The organism is Bifidobacterium simiarum (genome assembly GCF_002802905.1).
In the GTDB taxonomy this organism is placed as follows: Bacteria; Actinomycetota; Actinomycetes; order Actinomycetales; family Bifidobacteriaceae; genus Galliscardovia; species Galliscardovia simiarum.
Map to the genome: position 1 here is coordinate 399629 of NZ_PEBK01000001.1, position 17353 is coordinate 416981.

Below are 17353 nucleotides of genomic sequence, written 5' to 3' on the forward strand. Positions count from 1 at the left end.
AGACAACGACGAAGCCGGCGCCGGCGGGCATCACGGCGATCAGCCGATCAGCCGATCAGAAGTAGGTGCTCCAGCCGAGTTTGGCGGCGAGGATGACGCCGGCCAGCACGGCGGCGGCGCGCATGATGTTCTCCGGGATATGCCGGGTGATCGGCGGGGCGATGTAGCTGCCGATGAAGCAGCCGGCGCACAGGGCGATGGCGAACGGCCAGTTCACCGAGCCGCGCATGATGAACATGACCGACGCGGTGACGTTCGCGCCGAACCCGACGACCGTCTTCAGCGCGTTGATCTCATGGAACCTGCCGATCCTGCCCAGATCCAGCATGGCGAGGGCGAGCGTACCCGCTCCCGCACCGAAATAGCCGCTGTAGGTGCCGACGAACGCCATGCCGAGCCACATCCACCACGGGTCCTTGCGGATATCGTCCCTGGGCTTGGCCGACGACTGCCGTGAGACCTCCCGGCCCTGAACGGAGTCGGGGCCGAGCGCCTGATGCACGGCTTCGCGGGCGTGGGCCCGTCCCCGCGGGTTGAACGCGATGATCAGCGCGCTGAACAGGATCAGCGGCGGCACCAGATATTCGAATACCTGCGGCGGCAGGTCAAGCAGCAGGATGCCGCCGAGGATGCCGCCGACCACGCCGATGATCGCGTAGGCGATCACGCGGGCGCGATGGCCGGTGAGCTCCTTGCGTGCCGAGAGGCATCCGCCGACTCCCGTGCCGACCACGCCCACGGTGTTCGTGGTGTTGGCGAGCACCGGCGGCACGCCGAGCGCCAGCATGGCGGGGTAGGAGACCAGCGACGAGGCGCCGACCGCATAGCCGACGAATCCGGCGCCGATGCCCGCCACGAGCACCCACAGCAACGTGATGATCGATGTTCCCGCAATGGCCATGCTCTTCCTATGCTCCCCGTTTCGTGGTTCGTCTCGTGGTTCGAAGACGCAAGTGAGCATAATGACCCGGTTGACGTACGACAACCGATCGTCCGAACCGTGGACCGGACGGTCGCTGGTTCCGGCACTCGCGCTTGCGGGTCGGCGCCACCGGGTGTTAGCCTGTGAACGCATACGCGGAAACACTAGGGGTGCCTTGCGCTGAGATGGCTGTACGCCAATCCCTTCGAACCTGATTTGGCTAGGACCAACGTAGGAAAGTGATTTCGACGTCAGTCGCGTCTGGTAATTCCAGTGTGCATTTGGCAAACCATCAACCAACGCATCGGAAAAGAGCACAGATGACCGACAGCACCGAATCCTTCTCCCAGCGGCTCGTCAAGGCCGGAACCCCGATCTTCGAGGAGATCCTCAAGCACCCGTTCGTGCAGGGCATCGCCAACGGCGACCTGCCCAAGGAGGCCCTGACCTTCTATGTCGGACAGGACTTCAACTACCTCAACGCCTTCATCAAGGTGTATGCGGGCGCGATCCAGAAGTGCGTGAACCGCAAGCAGATGGCGTTCTTCTCCCAGCAGATCGGCTTCGTGCTCAACAGCGAGATCCACCCGCACCACAACTTCTGCGACGTGGCCGGCGTGGAGTACGAGTCGCTGCAGCATGAGGCCCAGGCCCCGTTCACCTACCTGTACAACGAGCACATGTACAACGCGGCCCGCACCGGCGACCTGATCGACGTGGTGGCCGCGATGACCCCCTGCCCGTGGACGTACATCGAGATCGGCAACGAGCTGGTGCGCGAGGGCAAGAACGGCGAGGACAACGTGTTCAAGCCGTGGATCGACTTCTACGCCAACTTTGACGGCGAAGGCGATTCCGTGCTGCCGAAGATGTTCGAACTGCTCGACACCGAGGCGCCGAAGTACCGTGAGGAGCACCTCAAGCGTACCGAGGAGATCTTCCTCAAGAGCTGCGAGCTGGAATGGGAGTTCTGGGACCAGGCGTGGAACCAGCGCGGATGGCGTTTCGTCAAGCCGAGCAACGTGCTGTGAGCCCGATGCGATGACCCGATCATGACGGCCGCGTCCCGATATCGCCATCGATACGGTGTCGCGGCCGTCATGCCATAATCGGGGTCATGAGAATCGTATTGCAGCGGGTGTCGCAGGCCAGCGTGGACGTGGTCAACGAGCTGGGCACCCCGGACGTCACGTTCGAACCCCAGCAGATCGGCCACGGATACATGATGCTGGTCGGGGTCTCCGACTCTGACGACGAGCGGGAGATCGCCTGGCTGGCACACAAGGTGCTGTGCCTGCGCGTGTTCGAGGACGAGCACGGCCGGATGAACCGCTCCATCCAGGACGTGGGTGGCGAGATCCTCTCGATCTCCCAGTTCACCCTGTACGCGGACGTGCACAAGGGCAACCGTCCCAGTTTCGTCGGCGCAGGCAAGCCCGAACACGCGAACCTGACGTGGATCGAATTCAACGAGGCTTTGCGCTCCGGCGGCGTGAAGGTGCGCGAAGGCCGGTTCGGCGCCCACATGCGGGTCGGTCTGGTCAACGACGGTCCCGTCACCATCGTGATTGACACCGACACTGACATGCCCCGCAAGGCCTAGCGGTCGGGCCTCAGCATTCCGCCGTCCGACCATAGGCATCGCTACAGATCCTTCCCGCGGAACCTGCGACAGGCCATCTTCACGGCGATGGCCAGTATGATCGCCGAGGCGAGTGTTTCGATGCTTTCCTGCCACGGCATCAGGGCCTTCAGCCCCATGTCGGTGAACCACATCGAACGGGTGAGCAGCGCATGCATCGGTCCGGCGGCAATCAGGACAATCAGATGGTAGGCCTCCCACCAGCCGTTCTGGGCGCATACGGCGGGCAGCGCTCCCGCGGCGAACATGACAAGTCCCGTCGCCGAGAACGCCGCCGCCATGCTCCGGCATAGGGTTCCCGCCACTGCCGCCAGCAGCAGGGCCGTCAGCATCAGCATGAACGACAATGCCGTCGACGCGCCCAGATACCCGACGAACGTGAACCGCGTCCACGTCAGGAACGGCTGTTCGCCCAGTTCGGTGGTCGCCCGGTTGAACGGTCCCGAAACATCCATGCCCCAGATGGGCGAGTCGGCGAGTGCCGTCATATACGGGGCGATCGCCGACAGGACGAACAGTAGGAACCCGCAGACGCCGATCATTCCCGCGGCGAGCATTTTGGCGGGGACGATCCTTCGCCCGAACCTCGTGGACATGACGGTCGACTCGGTTCGCGCCAGTCGTTCGCGTCCCAACGCATACAGCATGGCGAGCACGGCGAAGGCGATGGCCTCCCATGTCACGCCGCCGAGCATCGTACCGAACAGGGCGGTATGGATCCGTTCGCTGGCCACGCCGAGATACAGATCCGATGACGTGCCGGAATCATGCATGGCCCGGGCATGTCCGGCGAGCGTCCGGTACTTGTCGTTCATGAGGTTCGCCAGCGGTCCGCGTTCGCCGGAGTGCAGCAGATCGACGTACCGTCTTCCGAGTTCGGTGATGTCGTGGCCGGTCGGGATCCGGACATCGCCTTCCAAGGCTTGCAGCAGATCCTCCCGCTGACGGCTTTCGGGCAGATGCCGCACCCGTCCGGCGAATCCTCCGTCGACTCGTGTACCGGCCACGGCGACCGTCCGGCCGATGAAATCGATGTCGTCGCGAATCGAGATCGCGTGCAGCGAGGCAAGCGTCAGGTTCAAGGCGACGCATACGACGAGAAAGCCCCATATCATCGGCAGCGTCGCGATCTTGCGCAGCTCGTGGCGTACGACCGGCCACATCGGAAGACGATGGCCACCGCTGGACCGGTGACGCCAACCGGACCGACGATGTCCTCCGGGCCGGCAACGCCCTCCGGACCGATGGAACCCACGCGCGTCCTTTGCCGTATGCCTGCCGGCCATGTCACACGCCGTCCGGTTCCCGGTGCCGCAGCCGGATGATGGCCGTGACCCACAGGACGCCCGCCGCCGTCAGAACGAGCCCGAACAGCATCGGTTCGTTGCCGGGCAGAGGAACCCAACGGTTCAGCGGCCCGGACAGCAGGAACAGGGCGGGAGCAAGCAGCATCGCCGTCGGCGCGACGCACGCCACGGTCGCCGGCACCGCCCGAAGCAGCATGGCGATCATGCCCGAGGTACGTCGCGTCAGGAAGGTGACGAGCATCACCACGGCCAGGGAGAACAGCATCGCGACGGCCGTGGCGGCGATCAGATACGATCGCAGATCAAGATCGAACCAGACGAGCTGAATGGTCATGACGCTGATGACGGGACAGGACATGAACGCCCGTATCGGCCATGTGGCGGCAATGGCAAGCATCAAGCAGACGCCGGCCGACGTGATCAGAGTGGTCGCGGATATGGCCGCCAGCTGGTTCCGGACCACATGTCTGCCGGTACGGGAGGCGTATTGCAGAGCAAGCATGCGGCGCTGTCGGTCGCGAGTCATCAGCGGCAGCGCCATGATCAGCGAACAGATCGGCGCGGCGATGAACAGCAGGGTCACGATGTTCGTCACCAGATCGACCACATCCGACCCCAGATAGCCGTATCGTTCGGTGTGACCGTAGACCGTGTCGACGCGTTGCGTGATCGTGGCGGGCAGCTGCGCAAGCTCCGGCGAACCGTTCAGCGGTCTGCCCTGATCGTCGTAGCTTCCCGTCGGCTCCCCTCCGCCGAACCGGTCGATGACGCTTCGGGAGAGCATGATGCGCAGTTCCAGCGTCGCCATATCACGCGAATGCCGATCCGCCCCGGATGTCCGGTCCAGCACCTGACGCAGGAACGTGATGTGGGAGAGCGTGCGGCTCATGGCCCGGTCCGCATTCACCGTCTGCAGCAGGGGATCGGCGTACACGTCGTTGCCGTCGTCATCGATCGTGACCGTCACCCTGCCGCTGCCGAACCGGCCTTCCATGTACCGGTTGAACGAATCGTAGTCGCCGACGTTCGCGGCACGGGCCTGCGGGATCGTGGCGAGGCCGTCGGCGAACATCCGCTTCTGCCGGTTCAGCTCGCCGGCGAGCCCCTGTTTCGTCTGACGGTCAAGGGTCGGACCGTATCGTTCGACCATGTTGGCGATGAAGTCGTTGTCCGCGGCATTGCCCAGTGAGTTCGCGGACGTCAACGCATTATGGGTGAACATCGAAGCCTGACCCGCCGCCTGCAGCGTGAACAGCGACGCGCACACCAGCATGGCCAGCACGGGCAGTGGGCGCCAGATCTTGCGCATTTCGGCGAGGAACACAGTGAGATTCATCGGCATCCTTTCCTACGCGGGGTATGCGGTCAGTCGCCGTAGGCGACCAGGAACGCATCCTCCAGATTCGGCTGGACGGTCGTGGTGGCCGAGGCCAGTTCGGTCACCGACGGGAAGGCGACGACGCCGGGAAGACTCGTGGGCGAGTAGACGCGTTGCCGAGTGAACGGTCCGTACTGCACCTCGCTGAGCGGACGGCATCCGTCGGGCAGCGGCACCGACGCCGGCATCTCGTAGAGGTGCCCTTCCAGAGCCGCGCAGATGTCGGCGGGCGTGCCGTTCGCGATGACGCGTCCGTCCCGGATCATGATGACGCTGCCGGCGATGGTCTCCAGATCGGAGACGATGTGCGTGGACAGGATCACCGTACGCCTTGCGGCGAGATCGTGGATGAGGTTGCGGAACCGCACGCGCTCCTTCGGATCCAGACCAGCGGTCGGCTCGTCGAGAATCAGCAGCTGCGGGTCGTGGATGATCGCCTGCGCGATGCCGACCCGTTGGATCATGCCGCCGGAGAACGATCGCATCTTCCGGTCGGCCGCGGCCTCGAGACCCACCATGGCGAGCATCCGGTCGATGCGCTTGTCGACACGGCCCCGACGGATGCCCTGCAGCGCCGCGACGTAGCGGAGGAACTGTCGCGGCGTGTAGTTCGGGTAGTAGCCGAAGTCCTGCGGCAGGTAGCCGAGCAGGCCCCGGTAGCGCTCGTCCATGGCGATGATGTCCTCGCCGTTCCATTGGATCGAGCCGGCGGTGGGATACAGCAGCGTGGCGATCATCTTCATCAACGTGGTCTTGCCTGCGCCGTTCGGCGCCAGAAGTCCGTAGACGCCCTCATGGAACGTGAGATCGATGTCGTCGAGGATGGTTCGGTCGTGGAACCGCTTCGAAACGTGACGTAGCTTGAGCATGGAATTCCTTGTCTTCTTTGTGGGTGGCGGCGTCTTCGGTGATGGCGTCGGCGGGGTGGTCAGACGGCGGCGACGGGCACGGTCCGGGAAACGAGTTCCGTCGGACGCTCGTCGCAGTACCGGCGCAGCATGAGCAGATAGACCATGGCGAACAATGCCGAGGCGCATAGGGTGAGCGCCGCGGGAAGCCGGGACAGCATGGGCTCCACCACGGTATGCGCGGACAGCAGGACGACGCTCATCACCGACCACAGGGCCGGCATCGGGATGAACGACAGCGGAGGGGAAAGCCGAAGATCGGCCAGCAGCTGGCCGGCCGCAAACAGGAACAGGGCACTGAACGACACCCCCAGCAGGGTCGGCGGGGAGAACCTCAGCGGGGAGCACAGCGACATCGTCGCGGCGAAGAGGACGGACCCCGCCGCCGAGATCAGGCCGAAGACCATCATGCGCACCGCGCGCAGACGTCGGCTCGGCCACCGGTACGTCCGCAGCAGCTGATCCATGCGGGCCTCGCGTTCCTTCCACGCGGCCAGCAGGTTCACCAGCCCGTACAGCAGGGGCGAGATGACGAACGTCGGTACGTACAGCATCCGAAGCTTCTCGTCGACTTCGGCGCCCATGACGGGGGAGAGCCCTCCGGACGCAAGGGCGAACACGCCTCCCCATGCGACGAGCGCAACCATCGTCGCGAGCAGCATGCAGTCCCATAGGCCGAAGAACACGTTGCGCCAGGACAGCGTGCCGGTCACGTCGGCCAGCAGATCGATCAGTCGGGTCCGCGGGGGCAGTCCCCGGTCCACGATCAGACGGATCCGCCGGCGAGCCGGTCTGTTGCCGGGCCCGTTGTCGGGCCGTCCATTGGAGGACCGTGTGCCGGCGTCGTCGGCCATGGTCATCAGCCGGGACTCCATGGCCTCCAGTTCCTTCGACTCGTCTGCCATGTCACTCGTATTCATCGCCGAACTCCTTCCGTATGCGGCTCAGCAACCGGTAATGGCGGGCCTTCACCGCCGGCTCGGGCATGTCCATCACCGCGGAGATCTCGGGGAAGCTCATCCGCTCATAGATGCGTAGCCGCCAGATCACCTGCGTGCGCTCGTCCTCGTTCGCGATCGACGCGCCGATGCGTTCCAGCAGGTCGGCGTCGGCCGCCTGCGACGGCACGTTCTGACCGAATCGCGGCTCGGACGGTGAGACGCCGACATCATCCACGGAAAGCGCCTGCGCCGGCCGGGCCCTTCGCCAGTCGATCACCTTGTAGGTCGCGATGCGATACAGCCAGGTGGCGAACGCGCCCTTGTCGGGGTCGTACGAAGACAATGACCGCAACGCGGCGATGAACGATTCCTGGACGATGGCATCGGCCTCGTCGGCGTCGCGCACCTGACGGGAGACAAATCGCAGCAGCGCGTCATAGTAGGCGCGAACCAGACGATCGGCCGCGCGACGGGACCGACGGCGCACGACGGCGTCGATCAGTCTGCGCGTACCATGCGCCGACAACGGCTCGTCACCCATGCGTCCGTCACCTCCCGTACGGTTCCCTCCCCGAATCTCGTCATTGAAATATACGAAGGGAGACGGCGAATCGTTGCGGAAGGATTCGCCGCGCGGGTGCCGGGCGTGTCGTGTACGGCGATACGCGGGCCATGCCTGGAATCATATGGTGCAACGGCCGCGGGTCACAGCGCGTACTGGTCGTCCTTGGTGAAGCAGGTGCGGTAGATCATCGACATGATCAGTCCGTCGGCCAGCAGGGTCAGCGCGGCGATGGCCGCGAACACGACGAACTGGTATTTGCCGGCGTTGAGCGGGTCGCCGCCGGCGATCACCTGACCGGCCATCATGCCGGGGATCGTGACGATGCCGGCCGAGGCCAGCGAGGCGTTGGTGGGCAGCAGGCCCAGACGGATCGACGAGACGATCGACGGGCGGGCCGCCTCCCACGCGGTGGCGCCGAGCGCCAGCATGGTGGTCACCTCGTCGCGGCGTTCGCGCATGCTCTCATAGAAGCGGCTGAGTCCCACGGCCAGCGCGGAGACGGTGTTGCCCAGCAGCATGCCGGTCAGCGGAATCACCAGCTGCGGCGAATACCATGGCTGCGGGCGTACGATCAGCTCGGTGACCAGCGAGATCATCAGCAGCATCGTCACGGTCAGGCTCAGGAACACCGGGCCGACCAGCCCCTTCGGCACGCCCTTGGCGCGGGACAGCGTGATCTGCACGGCGGCGATCAGCATCACCGCGATCAGCGAGAACGCCATCCACGGGTTGTTCGCCTGGATCACGAACCCCATGATGAACCCCATGGCGCACAGCTGCACCAGGGCGCGGCACGCCGACCACAGCAGCGTCCGTCCGATGCCCATGCGCATCAGTCCGGAGATGCCGGCGGCCACGGCCACCATCGCCAGCGCCACCAGAAGACCCCATACGTCGATCGCGTAATGCACGCCGCTCATGCCAACGTCCTTTCATGAAGCTCGCCGTGAGCCAGTTCGATGATCCGCGAGGCGTGCCCGTCCGGCGGCCGGTGCCGGATCCTCACCACCGCCATGCCATTGCCGGCGGCGTGGGCCATGATCCTCGCCACCTTCTCCGCGTTGTCGTCGTCGAGACCAGCGTCCACCTCGTCGGCCAGCAGCATGCGGGGCTTCGTCATCAGCGTGCGGATCAGGCTTACGCGCGCGGCCTGCCCGCCGGAAAGCTCATGCGGGGAGCGGGTCAGTTCGATGTCATCGCATCCCACGGCGTCCAATGCCGCGCGGATGTCGTCGTCGCTCGGATACGTGGGCGCCACGTCGTGCAGGAGCGAACGCAGCCGGCGCGACCACGACCGTTCCCGCTCCCGGCGCACCGCCAGCGTGAACGGCAGACGGATCACGTCGGCCACCCGCTCGCCGATCAGCACCGGCTTCTGCGGCAGATAGGCCACCGCCCGGCGCCACTGCTGCACGGTGAACTCGGAGGCGTCGCGCCCGTCAAGCATGAACGTGCCATGCGCATTCGGATTGAGCCGGGCGAACGCGGTGAGCAGCGACGTCTTGCCCGAACCGGACGGTCCGGTCAGATCCACGATCTGCCCCTCGTCGATCGCAAACGAGATCCCCGAAAAGATCGTCCGATCCGAAACCCCTCCGTCGGACCGGCCGTCGGCCTGCCCGACGTCCCCGCGGCGTCCGCCGACCGTGCACGATACGTCCCTCGCCGAAAACACCATACTCATGGCTCCCCACGTTACCTGCGACCGCGACAACGGGACACGCCGTGTTTCTTAGCGGCGTCTGAGTGGGGACACCATTGGATGGAACGGCGTATGCACGGTGACGACGAGGGAAAGGTAACCCATGCAGGAACGTGAGAATCCGGAACGACTGCTGCTGCCGGCGGTGATACTGATCGAGGACGACCCGAACCTCGGTTCGATGATGCAGGAGATGCTGGACGTGAACTACCGGGTGGAGTGGGCGCAGACGCGGGCGCAGGCCGAAACCCTCATCAGGCGGCAGGAGCACGGCGGCTACGACGCCCTGATCGTCGACCGTCGACTGCCCGACGGCGACGGACTCGACCTCGTCCGATCCCTCAGGCGCGCAGGCATCACCGTACCCGCCCTGATGCTCACCGCGCTCTCCTCGGTCGATGACATCGTGGAGGGACTCGACAGCGGGGCGAACGACTACCTGACCAAGCCGTTCCACATCACCGAACTCGAAGCCAGGCTCCGCGCGCTGCTGCGCGGCTACCGGGCGCAAAGCGCCAGCGTGATCATCGGCGACTGGCTGCTCAAGACCGACGCCATGCTCATCGAGGATCCGGACGGACGCCAGACCCCGCTCACCGACACCGAAACCCACATGCTCGCCCTGCTCGCCTCATCGCCAGACCACGTCTTCGCCCGCGACGAACTCCTCGGCCGGGTGTTCTCCGAAGGCAGCGACCAGGGGGTCGTCGACGTCTACGTCTCCATGATCCGCAGCAAGACCACCAAGGCGATCATCGACACGGTACGCGGACGCGGATACCGCATCGGCCGGCCCGAAGCCGAGTAGAGGGAACCGGGCGGAAAGGAGTTGCGCATGAATGGCCCGACCGAGACGAGCGAGAAAAGGCGACGGCGTCGCGGCAGCACCGCCGGATCGATCAGCCGTCGGATGATGATCGCCACATCCGTGGTCACCGTGATCGGCGGACTGATCTTCGTGGCCGGAGTCCTGCTCGGCTCACGACACGAATTCACCGAACGCGGCATCGACCCCGACCTCATGCTGGCGGCACGCGAATTCGGCAGCGGCATGATGGTGATCGACACGCGCAAGGCGCTGATGCTCATCACCGCCTTCGTCATCGGCATCATCGTCGCCGTGGGACTCATCGGCTGGTACTACTCGCGCAGGGAGGTCGAACCGCTCGAACGGGCGCTGAAACTGCAGAAGGACTTCGTCGCCGACGCCAGCCACGAACTGAAGACCCCGCTGGCCGTGATCTCCACCCGCATCGACCTGCTGGCCTTCCGCTACGACCGGCACCAGCCCATCGACCAGGCCCTGACCGACCTGCGGGCCGACGTCGACCGCATGAACGCGATCATCACCGACCTGCTCGTCGCCGCCCGCGGAGCCGTCAACGCCGAACCGGTGGCGCTCGCCGACGTGGTCGACCAGTCGGTCGCCTCGGTGGAGCCGCTCGCGCAGCGCCACGGCATCGACGTGCGGGTGCGCGTGGACGGCGACCGCGACGAATTCGTCGTGCAGGGCAACGCCACCGGCATCTCCCGCTGCATCGTGGCCGTGCTCGACAACGCCATCGCCCATTCTCCCGACGACGGCGTGGTCACCGTATCCCTCGGCTACCGGCACCATGGCGACGTCGCGATCCGGGTGAGTGACCACGGTCCCGGCATCGGATCCGATCCGGAACGGCTGTTCCGACGGTTCGCCCGCGACGACGACGGCACCCAGCATCAGGGATACGGTCTGGGGCTGGCGCTCGCCCGCGACGTGGCGAACCGGTATGGCGGCACCGTCGAGGTGGAATCCACCTCCGACGACGGCACTGTCATGCTGATCTCGCTGCCGCTGTCGAAGTCGTGACCGTTCGTCGGTCAGGCCATGTTCGTCGGTCAGGCCACGGTCGCGATCGGTGCGGCGAGCTCCACGCCGGAGGCGTCGCGCCGCATGTCGACGGCGGGCAGCTCGACCGGGGCGCCCGAGGAGGTCGAGGCGAACAGCGGCCACGATCCCACATGGGCGCGGATCAGCGTGTCCTGACCCTTGAGGAACCGCTGCGAGCGCACGCCGCCGGTGCCGCGGCCCTTGGTCGGGTACATCTCCAGCGGCGTGACCTTCGCCGCGCCGTTCTCCGTGCCCTCGAGGGCCTCGGAATCGCCGGCCACGGTGAGCACCACCGCGCCGGACTGCGACGTCAGACCGTCCTCGGTCTCCTCGGTCGTCCACGCCACCTTGCCGGCGGGCACCACGGCGAACGCGGCCACCCGGCAGCCCTCGGCGAGGCGGATGCCCGCCATGCCGGCGGAATTGCGGCCCTGGGCACGGACGTTGCCCGCCTCGAACGTGAGCAGCGAGGAATCGGTGGATACGAAGACGAGACGGTCGTCGTCCGCCGCCGGTGCGGCGAACGCCACCTCGTCGCCGTCCTTGAGATCGATGACCGTCCATGAATCCATGGTGGTGGGCGACTCGCGGTTCCATCGTTTGATCACGCCGCCGCGCGTGCCGATGGCCAGCGGCTGCTCGTCGTCGCCCAGCGCCACGGCGGTGACGGTGCGTTCGCCGTCGATCGGTTCCGTGCTTTCCGTGGAGGCGAGCAGCTCATCGGCCGCGATGCCCGACGTCAGCGAGATCTCCTCGGCCATCGGCAGCGTCGGCAGATCGCTGACGTGGGCCAGCACGAACCGGCCGGCCGAGGTCAGCAGCGCATAGCGTGCGGTGGTGCGCGTGGCGAAGATGCTGATGATCTGGTCGTCCGGCACCCGCCTGGTGGACGCGGTGCGCGCCCGGTACACGTCGAGCATGCCGGCGGGCATGCGGGCGATGCGGCCGGAGGCGCTCATCGCCACCGCACACGGTTCGTCGGCGATGGTCAGCGCCGCGGCGCCGTCCTTGTCCTTGGCGGCCGCGGCCTCCTTCGCCGCTGCCGCCGCGTCGGCCACGGTGTTCGCCGTGCGGATCGCGGCCAGTGCGGCCCGGGAGGTCTGCGCGGTCGGTGCGGCCTGCGCTCCGACGGGGGAGCCATCCGCGCCGGAGCCGGCCGGCACGGTCACGGCCTCGCTGACCACGGGGGTGAGCTTGCCGTCGTCGTCGGTGTCGAGCAGCACGGTACGTCGCGCATCCCCCCACTTGGCCACGGCCTCGTCCATCTCGTCGGTGACCACGCGGTCGAGCTCCTGCGCCGAACCGAGGATCACGGTCAGCTCCTCGATGCGCCGACGCAGGTCGTCGCGCTCGGCCTCCAGCTCGATGCGGCTCATGCGGGTGAGCCGGCGCAGCCTCAGGTCGAGGATGTACTGCGCCTGCACGTCGTCGAGATCGAACACGGCCATCAGCCGGGTCTTCGCGGTGTCGGCGTCCTCGGAGGATCGGATCACCTGGATGACCTCGTCGATGTCGATCATGGCCAGCAGCAGGCCCTCCACGAGGTGCAGACGCTCCTCGGCCTTGCGCTTGCGGTGTTCGCTGCGGCGCCGGACCACCGAACGGCGGTGGTCGATCCACACCTCGAGCAGCTGGCGCAGACCCATCGTGTGCGGCCGGCCGTTGACCAGCGCCACGTTGTTGATGGTGTACGAGTCCTGCAGCGGGGTGTATCGGAACAGCTGGGCGAGCACCGCCTCGGGGCTGAACCCGGTCTTCACCTCGATCACGATGCGCGTGCCGTTGTGCCGGTCGGTCAGGTCGATCGCGCCGGTGATGCCTTCGAGCTTCTTGCTCTTGACGCCTTCGGAGATGCGCTCCAGCACCTTCTCCGGCCCCACCATGTACGGCAGTTCGGTCACGACGATGCCCTTCTTGCGGGCGGTGATGTTCTCCACATGGGTCACCGAGCGGGTGACGAACGATCCTCGGCCGGTCTCGTACGCCTCGCGGATGCCGTCGCGTCCCATGATGATGCCGCCGCCGGGCAGGTCGGGGCCGGGCACGAACCGCATGAGGTCGTCCACCGTGGCCTCGGGGTGGGCCATGAGATGCTTGGCCGCGGCCACCACCTCGCCGAGATTGTGCGTGATCATGTTGGTGGCCATGCCCACGGCGATGCCGGAGGAGCCGTTGACCAGCAGGTTCGGGATCGCGCTCGGCAGGACGGTCGGCTCCTGAAGCTTGTTGTCGTAGTTGCCCACGAAGTCGACGGTCTCCTCGTCGATGTTCGCGTTCATGCCGAGGGCCGCCGGCACGAGACGGGCCTCGGTGTATCGGGAGGCCGCCGGGCCGTCGTCGAGCGAACCGAAGTTGCCGTGGCCGTCCACCAGCGGCAGGCGCATGGCGAACGGCTGGGCGAGGCGGACCATGGCCTCGTAGATCGCCGAATCGCCGTGCGGGTGCAGCTTGCCCATCACCTCGCCGACCACGCGCGCCGACTTCATGTAGGGGCGGTCCGGATTGAGGTTCATCTGCCCCATCTGGTAGATGATTCGGCGCTGCACCGGCTTCATGCCGTCGCGGGCGTCCGGCAGGGCGCGGGCGTAGATCACCGAATACGCGTATTCGAGGAACGACTTGCTCATCTCCTCGTTCAACGGCGTATCGACGATGTGCTCCTTCACCGTGCGCGGGTCGAACGACGGCTGCGTCTTGTGCTTTCTGGCCAAATCGGATGCTCCTTTTCGGGTGAATCGACTATCCATAATACTTGTCGTCGCGCCCGCCGCCGGTTGCGTCATGGATTCGACCCATCCCAGTGGTTGAATGGGAGGCATGAGTGTTGAAGTGCCGGATGGCGAGGAACTGCTGCGACTGCAGGAAGCGGTGCCCTATGTGGGGACGAATGGTCAGGGCCGAGGGGGAGCCAGACACCTCAGCTGCGTGCTGCCGGCACTGTCCGCGGCCATTGGGCATCCGGTCGCCACGGCGCTGCACGACGATCCCGAACGCCTCCGCGAGCAGCTGGGCCTGCCCCGCGTCTCCAGCGCCATCGTGGTGATGGTGGACGGTCTGGGCTTCTGGAATCTGGCGATGCGCCGCGGCCACGCCCCGTATCTGCGCTCCCTGCTCGAGGACGGTGCGAACGCCCGACCGGCGGCGACCTGCTATCCGAGCACCACCGTGGCGGCGATGAGCACGTTCGGCACCGGCACCTGCCCCGGCCTCACCGGCATGACCGGGTACACGCAGCTCAACACCGAGACCGGACAGATGAGCCAGCTCATCCAGTTCAAGGACGCCATCGCCCCCGAGCGGCTGCAGACCCAGCCGACCGTGTTCGAGCGTCTGCGGGGGATGGGCGTGCGGGTCACCTCGTCCGGCCTGCCGAAGTTCGCGTCCTCGCCGCTGACCCGGGCGGCCTTCCGCGGAGCCGACTACGTGGCCAACGTCCTGCCCAACGACCGGGTGATGGCCGCCTGCCGGGCCGCGGCGACGCCGGGACTGACGTATCTGTACATCCGCGACGCCGACAAGACCGGCCACAACTACGGCTGGAACTCCGACAAGTGGGTGGGCGCCTTCGAACGCATCGACGCCCAGCTGGCCGCGGTGCGCCGCAACGCCCCGAAGGGCACGCTGATCGTGATCACCGCGGACCACGGCATGGTCGCCACCGATCCGGAGCGTCGCATCGACATCGCGGCCGAGCCGCAGCTGGCGAGGGGAGTGGCCGCCGTGGGCGGCGAGCCCCGTGCGGTGATGCTGTACGCGCAGCCGGGGGAGGACCCGAACGACATCGCCGACCGCTGGCGGGACCGGCTCGGGGATCTCGCCCTGATCCGCACGCGCGGCCAGGCCATCGCCGAAGGCGTCTACGGGCGGGTCGATCCGCGGGTGGAGCCGATGATCGGCGACGTGCTCGTCAGTGCGGCGGGAAGGGTCACCATCGTCGATTCACGCATCCAGTCGGACAAGGCGACGAGGCTGCCCTCCGTGCACGGATCGCAGACGATGGTGGAGATGGACGTGCCGCTGCTGATCGATCTGACGTGACCGATCCGGTGTGACCGCCTATTCGCGCTCGGCCTACTCGCCGAACAGGATCTCGTCCCAGCTGGGCACGGCGCTGCGGCGTGACTTCCTGCGCGGCTTGTCGTCCTGTCCGGAAGAGGACTGCCCGGAACGGTTGTGCTCGGCGATCTGATCGGGTCTGACCAGCGGTTCGGGGACGGTGCGGTCGGGATCCGTACCGTCTGCCGCATTTGCCGTATGCTCCTTGCCGGCGTTCGCGTCGGAGGCGTCGGACGGGTCGGAACGGGTCCGGTCGGTTTTCCGGCTCGACGATCCCGTGCCGTACACCCATGCCGCGCCGGAACCGGGACGGTCTTCGCCACCGACGTTCTGCGCGGCGCCGGCACCATCCGCCCCGGTTGTTCCGGAAACGGGGGTGTCGGATGAGCCGGCATTATCGGAACCGGCCGTTTCCGATCGGCCATCCCGGCCGGCCGATGACGGCGAATCGCCCATATTGTCCACATTCTGGACGGTTGGGGTGGAGAATTCGGAAACCGGGGTTCCCGCGTCCGGAATCATCGGGAACGGGCCGAACCGGTTCTCCAGGAAATCGTCGTCGCCGGACAGCGCCGAGGCCTTGAGCAGCTTGGACGCCAGGGAGTTGAGCGGGGTCACCGAATTGTCGCGCATGTCCCACGCCCACTCCGCCTTGAGCGTCCGTCCCGCGGCCGCGAACGAGGCATGGATGTGCCACGGCTCGCGCCCGTGACGGGTGGCCTTCCACTGCAGCGAATCGGTGGTGAGCCGCGCGGAGGCGAGCGACGACTCGATCATGTCGGAGACGTTCCTGCGCGAGACGCCCGGCGCCCTCGCCGAAAGGAACTGCTCGACGGCGTACTTCTTCTCCGTCTCCACGGGACGTGCGAACCGGCGCACCAGCGCCTCGCTGACGGCGTACTGTTCCGAGACCTCCGTGGTGGAGAACCCGGCGCGGATGAGCGACTGGATCGTGGAGATCGGGATCGTCACGCTGGCCTGCGGATCGGGCGCGCCCTCGTTCTCCTCGCGGATCTGCCGACTCTCGAGAATGCCCTGTTCCAGACGATCGTCGACGCGCACGACGAACCGGCGTCCGTCCGCGCTGAAGATCAGATCACCGCTTGAACTGACATGCTCGAAATGCGCCACCTTGAGCGTTTCGTTCGACATACAGGCACCCGACTTCCTAAAAAGTTCACTGATACTTCTATTGTGCCCCACGTGTCGAATTTTGCGGGTATTTGAAATCGTGTATCCTATGGCGCAGAACAATGACACCGCGTCATGAGAAAGGGGCACCAATGGCTCAGGATTACGATACTCCGAGGAGCAAGGACGAGGACGAGGAGTCCATCGAGGCTCTGGGCAACAGCTCTCGCCAGAACCAGAACAGCGACATCGACGACGATGAGAACGCCATCGCGGAGGACTACGAGCTGCCGGGTGCCGATCTGAGCAACGAGGACTCGTCCGTCACCGTCATCCCGATGCAGGGCGACGAGTTCGTCTGCTCCGAATGCTTCCTGGTCAAGCACCGCAGCCAGCTGGCCTACACCACCGCCGACGGCGACCCGGTGTGCGAGGAATGCGCTGGCTGATATGGCATACGACGAGGCATATGACGGTCCGGAGAACGTCGAGGTTCTGGTCAGGTCGCTGACCGGCGGACCGGTGGATCTGCACTACGCCCATGCCGGTGACGCGGGGGCCGACCTTCGCACCGCCATCGACGTGGTGCTCAAACCCTTCGAACGGGCGCTGGTGCCGACGGGCGTGGCCATCGCACTGCCGCATGGCTACGTCGGACTGGTGCATCCGAGGTCCGGTCTGGCCGTCAAGCAGGGGGTCACCGTGCTCAACGCCCCCGGCACCATCGACGCCGGATACCGCGGCGAGATCAAGGTGCCGCTGATCAACCTCGACCCGAAGAACACCGTCGAGTTCCATGTGGGCGACCGCATCGCCCAGCTGGTGATCCAGAGGTACGTCGAGGCCCGGTTCATCGAGGCCGAGCGGCTTCCCGGATCCGACAGGGCCGAACGGGGATTCGGCTCCACGGGCGTGCGGGACTGACCGGTAC

General features: G+C 66.3%; 17 protein-coding genes and 1 riboswitch. Of the genes, 7 read left to right on the forward strand and 10 right to left on the reverse strand.

The genetic code is table 11. From position 1 onward, the window contains the following. Positions 1-55: 55 nt before the first annotated feature. Positions 56-901 carry a sulfite exporter TauE/SafE family protein gene (locus tag CSQ87_RS01540; RefSeq protein WP_100512088.1) on the reverse strand — a complete coding sequence of 282 codons (846 nt, stop codon included), beginning with the start codon at positions 899-901 and terminating at the stop codon, positions 56-58. A 177-nt stretch (positions 902-1078) separates the two neighbouring features. Next, positions 1079-1177, forward strand: a riboswitch (TPP riboswitch). Positions 1178-1242: 65 nt separating this feature from the next. On the opposite strand from CSQ87_RS01540, the gene tenA reads away from it, so the two are divergent. Beyond that, entirely contained in the window at positions 1243-1953 is a 711-nt protein-coding gene (gene tenA / locus CSQ87_RS01545) for a thiaminase II (RefSeq protein ID WP_100512089.1), read from the forward strand. An 86-nt stretch (positions 1954-2039) separates the two neighbouring features. Continuing rightward, positions 2040-2525 carry a D-aminoacyl-tRNA deacylase gene (dtd, locus tag CSQ87_RS01550; protein WP_100512090.1) on the forward strand — a complete coding sequence of 162 codons (486 nt, stop codon included), beginning with the start codon at positions 2040-2042 and terminating at the stop codon, positions 2523-2525. A gap of 41 nt (positions 2526-2566) precedes the next feature. On the opposite strand, the gene CSQ87_RS01555 is transcribed toward dtd, so the two are convergent. The 7 genes from CSQ87_RS01555 to CSQ87_RS01585 form a co-directional block, all read right to left on the reverse strand. Next, complete coding sequence (locus CSQ87_RS01555; protein WP_100512091.1) at positions 2567-3727, reverse strand: hypothetical protein; 1161 nt, start codon at positions 3725-3727, stop codon at positions 2567-2569. Positions 3728-3851: 124 nt separating this feature from the next. Then, entirely contained in the window at positions 3852-5207 is a 1356-nt protein-coding gene (locus tag CSQ87_RS01560; RefSeq protein WP_100512092.1) for a hypothetical protein, read from the reverse strand. A 29-nt stretch (positions 5208-5236) separates the two neighbouring features. Further along, positions 5237-6118 (reverse strand): ABC transporter ATP-binding protein, encoded by an 882-nt coding sequence (locus tag CSQ87_RS01565; RefSeq protein WP_100512093.1) that lies wholly within the window; start codon positions 6116-6118, stop codon positions 5237-5239. 59 nt (positions 6119-6177) lie between these two features. Beyond that, positions 6178-7077, reverse strand: coding sequence for a hypothetical protein (locus tag CSQ87_RS01570; protein WP_133122318.1), 900 nt, complete (start codon positions 7075-7077; stop codon positions 6178-6180). Further along, complete coding sequence (locus CSQ87_RS01575; protein ID WP_100512095.1) at positions 7064-7639, reverse strand: RNA polymerase sigma factor; 576 nt, start codon at positions 7637-7639, stop codon at positions 7064-7066. The genes CSQ87_RS01570 and CSQ87_RS01575 overlap by 14 nt, the downstream gene beginning before the upstream one ends. A gap of 164 nt (positions 7640-7803) precedes the next feature. Further along, complete coding sequence (locus CSQ87_RS01580) at positions 7804-8583, reverse strand: ABC transporter permease (RefSeq protein ID WP_100512096.1); 780 nt, start codon at positions 8581-8583, stop codon at positions 7804-7806. Next, complete coding sequence (locus CSQ87_RS01585) at positions 8580-9347, reverse strand: ABC transporter ATP-binding protein (protein WP_100512097.1); 768 nt, start codon at positions 9345-9347, stop codon at positions 8580-8582. The genes CSQ87_RS01580 and CSQ87_RS01585 overlap by 4 nt, the downstream gene beginning before the upstream one ends. Before the next feature lie 121 nt (positions 9348-9468). Between CSQ87_RS01585 and CSQ87_RS01590 the strand changes: the two genes are divergently transcribed. Further along, positions 9469-10173, forward strand: a complete 705-nt coding sequence (locus tag CSQ87_RS01590) for a response regulator transcription factor (RefSeq protein ID WP_100512098.1) — start codon at positions 9469-9471, stop codon at positions 10171-10173. Positions 10174-10200: 27 nt separating this feature from the next. Beyond that, a complete protein-coding gene (locus tag CSQ87_RS01595) occupies positions 10201-11214 on the forward strand; it encodes a sensor histidine kinase (RefSeq protein ID WP_100512099.1) in 1014 nt (337 codons plus the stop codon). Positions 11215-11243: 29 nt separating this feature from the next. On the opposite strand, the gene CSQ87_RS01600 is transcribed toward CSQ87_RS01595, so the two are convergent. Next, the gene (locus CSQ87_RS01600) at positions 11244-13946 is read right to left on the reverse strand and encodes a DNA gyrase/topoisomerase IV subunit A (protein WP_243388786.1); all 2703 of its coding nucleotides are present in this window, start codon (positions 13944-13946) and stop codon (positions 11244-11246) included. A gap of 106 nt (positions 13947-14052) precedes the next feature. Between CSQ87_RS01600 and CSQ87_RS01605 the strand changes: the two genes are divergently transcribed. Further along, entirely contained in the window at positions 14053-15273 is a 1221-nt protein-coding gene (locus tag CSQ87_RS01605; protein ID WP_100512101.1) for an alkaline phosphatase family protein, read from the forward strand. A gap of 33 nt (positions 15274-15306) precedes the next feature. On the opposite strand, the gene sepH is transcribed toward CSQ87_RS01605, so the two are convergent. Next, positions 15307-16443: a septation protein SepH gene (gene sepH / locus CSQ87_RS01610; RefSeq protein WP_100512102.1), complete on the reverse strand. Its 1137-nt coding sequence runs from the start codon at positions 16441-16443 to the stop codon at positions 15307-15309. 131 nt (positions 16444-16574) lie between these two features. Here sepH and CSQ87_RS01615 point away from each other — a divergent pair, with 131 nt between their 5' ends. After that, positions 16575-16871 carry a DUF4193 domain-containing protein gene (locus CSQ87_RS01615; RefSeq protein ID WP_100512103.1) on the forward strand — a complete coding sequence of 99 codons (297 nt, stop codon included), beginning with the start codon at positions 16575-16577 and terminating at the stop codon, positions 16869-16871. Position 16872: 1 nt separating this feature from the next. Beyond that, positions 16873-17346: a dUTP diphosphatase gene (gene dut, locus CSQ87_RS01620; RefSeq protein WP_100512104.1), complete on the forward strand. Its 474-nt coding sequence runs from the start codon at positions 16873-16875 to the stop codon at positions 17344-17346. The last annotated feature ends 7 nt before the right edge of the window (positions 17347-17353 follow it).